The sequence below is a fragment of the Xanthomonas sp. 1678 genome (genome assembly GCF_031455575.1).
Classification (GTDB): domain Bacteria; phylum Pseudomonadota; class Gammaproteobacteria; order Xanthomonadales; family Xanthomonadaceae; genus Xanthomonas_A.
Genome location: NZ_JAVDSZ010000029.1, coordinates 1 through 3,756 on the forward strand (window position 1 = coordinate 1; position 3,756 = coordinate 3,756).

The window sequence follows — 3,756 nt, forward strand, 5'->3', positions numbered from 1 at the left end:
GCGGCGATCGCGCAGGTGTGGCAGGAACTGCTGGGCCTGGAGCGGGTCGGCCGCCACGACCACTTCTTCGAACTGGGCGGGCACTCGTTGCTGGTGGTCGTGATGATCGAGCGGCTGCGCGACGTGGGAATCGAGGTGGACGTGCGCAGCCTGTTCGAAGCGCCGACCGTGGCGCAGTTGGCGTTGCGGATCGACGTCTCCGCTGTGACGCCGTTCGCCGTGCCTGTGCCGGCAAACCCGATCGCGGCCGACTGCGTCCGGATCACGCCCGACCTGCTGCCGCTGGTCGACCTGGCGCAGCCACAGATCGATGCGCTGGTGGCGGCGGTGCCTGGCGGAGCGGCCAACGTGCAGGACATCTATCCGTTGTCGCCGCTGCAGGAAGGCCTGTTGTTCCACCACCTGCTGCAACGCGAAGGCGACGCCTACGTGATGCGGTCGGTGTTGGCGTTCGATACAAGGGAACGGCTCGATGCGTTCCTGGGCGCATTGCAGCAGGTGATCGACCGCCACGACATCCTGCGCAGCGCGGTGCATTGGGAGGGCCTGCCCGAGCCGGTGCAGGTGGTACAGCGTCAGGCGACATTGCCGGTACAGGATATCGTACCGACGTCGCGCGGTACCGCCCTGGAGCAACTGCTCGAACAGACCGATCCGCGCCGGCTGCGCATGAACATCCGTCATGCGCCGTTGCTGCAGGCGCATGCCATCGCGGACGCCGCAGCAGGCGAATGGTTGCTGGCGTTGCTCGACCATCACCTGATCAGCGACAACTACAGCCTGCAGCTCATTCTCGGCGAAGTGCGCACGCTGCTGCAGGGCAATCCGCGCGCCTTGCCGCCGCCGCTGCCGTATTGCAATTTCATCGCACACGGGCGGGCGGTGCCGCAGGCCGAGCACGAGCGCTATTTCCATGCGCAATTGCACGACGTGACCGCGCCGACCGCGCCGTTCGACGTGCTGGACGTACAGGGCGGCGGTGCGGATGTCGCCGAGGCGCGCGAGGACCTGGATGCGGCGCTGGCCCGGGCGGTGCGGGCGCAGGCGCGGCAGTGGTCGGTGACGCCGGCGGTGCTGTTCCACGTGGCCTGGGCGCAGGTGCTGGCGCGTTGCGCCGGCAACGAGGACGTGGTGTTCGGCACGGTGCTGTCCGGACGGCTGCAGGGCAGCGCCGGAGCGGACCAGGCAATCGGCGTGTTCATCAATACCTTGCCGCTGCGCCTGCCGTTGGCCGGCAGCACGGTAGAAGCGGCGGTGCGCGAAACCTATCGCCGGCTGGGCGAGTTGCTGACCCACGAGCAGGCACCGCTGTCGCTGGCACAACGCTGCAGCGGGGTCGACCGGGCACTGCCGTTGTTCACGGCCCTGTTGAACTACCGGCACAGTCATGCGCACCTGCCGGCGATGGACGGGCCCGGGCTGTGGGACGGGATGCGGGTACTGCGCGAAGAAGAGCGCACCAACTATCCGATCGCGCTGTCCGTGGATGATCTGGGTCAGGGCTTCGTGGTCTCGGCGCAATGCGCGGCGGGACTGGATGCGGCGCGGCTGGTCGGCTATGTGCGGACCGCGCTGGCCGCGTTGGTGCAGGCCTTGGCGCATGCGCCGCAGCGGCCGCTGCGCGAACTGCCGATCCTGCCGGCGCAGGAGCAGGCGCAACTGGCGCGTTTCAACGCGACCCAGGCGGAGTACCCGGCCGACGCGCTGGTCCACGAACTGTTCGAGGCGCAGGCGGCGAGGCAACCGGATGCGCTGGCGTTGGTGTTCGAAGGGCGCACACTGAGTTATCGCGACCTCAATGCGCAGTCCAATCGCCTGGCGCACCGGCTGCGCGAGTTGGGGGCCGGTCCGGAGCGGTGCGTGGCCTTGTGCGCGCAGCGTGGGCTGGGGGCGGTGGTCGGCATGCTGGCAATCCTGAAGGCCGGCGGCGCCTATGTTCCGCTGGATCCTGCCTATCCCGCCGCGCGGCTGGCATGGCTACTGGAAGACAGCGCACCGGTCGTACTGCTGACGGCCGGCGAGGTGCCGGACACCGTGTCGGGGTGGCGCGGCGGCGCCATCCTGGACCTGGCGCAGGTGGACCTGTCCGCCCATGCCGACACCGACCCGGACCATGCCGGCGAGGATCCCGCACAACTTGCCTATGTGATCTACACCTCCGGCTCGACCGGGCAGCCGAAAGGCGTCGCCGGCACGCACCGTGCCCTGGTCAATCGGCTCTGCTGGGGGCTAGCGGCGTATCCGTGCGGCGCCAACGGCCCTCATCTGCAGCGGACCTCGTGCAGCTTCGTCGATTCGATCACCGAAACGCTGACGCCCCTGCTGGCGGGAACCGTGCTGGAAGTGGCGCCCGGGTCCGCGCTGCGCTCCGCCGATGGCCTGCTCGCGTTGATCGCGCAGCGGGGGATCGAGCGCCTGACCACGGTGCCCTCACTGCTCAAGGCGCTGCTCGATGTGGACGGCGGGCGGTTGCCGTCCTCGCTCAGGGACATCGTCTGCAGCGGAGAGGCGCTGCCGAGCCAACTCGCTCGGCGCGTCCTGGCTGGCAACCCCCAGGTGCAGCTGATCAACTTCTACGGATCCTCCGAAGTGATCGGCGATGTGACCGCTTACCGTTGCACCGGAGAGGAGGTGGAGCCCGGCGTGCCGATTGGTCGCCCGATCGCCAACACCCAGGTCCACATCCTCGATGGCGCTGGGAGGCCGGTGCCGATCGGCGTCCGCGGCGAGCTGCACGTCGGCGGCGTGGCGGTCGCCCGCGGCTATCTCAACCTCCCCGGGCTCACTGCGGAACGCTTCGTGCCCGATCCGTTCGCTTCCTCACCGGACGCGCGGCTGTACCGCACTGGCGATCTGGGCCGCTGGCGTGACGATGGCACGATCGAGTACCTGGGCCGCAACGATCATCAGGTGAAGATCCGCGGATTCCGTATCGAGCTGGGCGAGATCGAGGCGCAGTTGCGGCGCTGCGATGGCGTGCGCGAGGCGGTGGTGCTCGCGCAGGGAGAGGACGAGCGCAAGCGCCTGCTCGCCTATGTGGTGAGCGATCAGGACGGCACATCCGAGCCCGCCGCCCTGCGCGCGCGATTGCAGGGCGTGCTGCCCGAGTACATGGTGCCCTCGATCTATATGCGCTTGGACGCGCTGCCGCTGACCGCGAGCGGCAAGCTGGACCGGTCGGCCCTGCCGGCGCCGAATGCCGGCGCAGTGGCGACCCGGACCTATGTTGCGCCGCAGAGCCCGACGGAAATGGTGATCGCGCAGATCTGGCAAGAGTTGCTGGGTCTGGAACGTGTCGGCCGCCACGATCACTTCTTCGATCTGGGCGGACATTCGCTGCTGGCCGTGCAGTTGCTGGTGCGCCTGCGTGAGCGCTTCGATATCGATGTCTCGCTCAAATCGCTGTTCGAGCAGGCAACCTTGATACAGATGGCGGATCTGCTCGATGTCCTGCAGCTGCAATCGCTGCCGCGGGCGGACGTGGACGACATGCGCAAGGAAATAGATGGATTGTCCGAGCAGCAACTGCGCGAGTTGCTGATGCAGGAGCCCAGCGATGAATGAGGAGACTACCGAACTTGAGCGGCTGAAGCGTGCAGTGCTGCTGAAGCGGATCAAGGCACGGACCCGGCAGGAGCAGCCGAGCGCGTGGCAGCAAGGCATCCTCCCGGCGGACCGTTCGCAGGCCTTGCCGCTGTCGTGGTCGCAGCAGCGGCTGTGGTTCCTGGACCGGCTGGATGCGGCGGCGGGGGCGGC

Annotated in this window: 2 protein-coding genes; both read left to right on the forward strand. The window is 68.3% G+C overall.

Annotated elements, in window-relative coordinates; translation table 11 throughout:
- Positions 1-3,564 (forward strand): amino acid adenylation domain-containing protein (locus J2Y70_RS22200; protein ID WP_309922712.1); only part of this gene is annotated, 3,564 nt, incomplete at its 5' end.
- Positions 3,557-3,756: hypothetical protein (locus tag J2Y70_RS22205; RefSeq protein WP_309922714.1), on the forward strand; the 200-nt coding region annotated here is incomplete at its 3' end. The genes J2Y70_RS22200 and J2Y70_RS22205, both read left to right, overlap by 8 nt.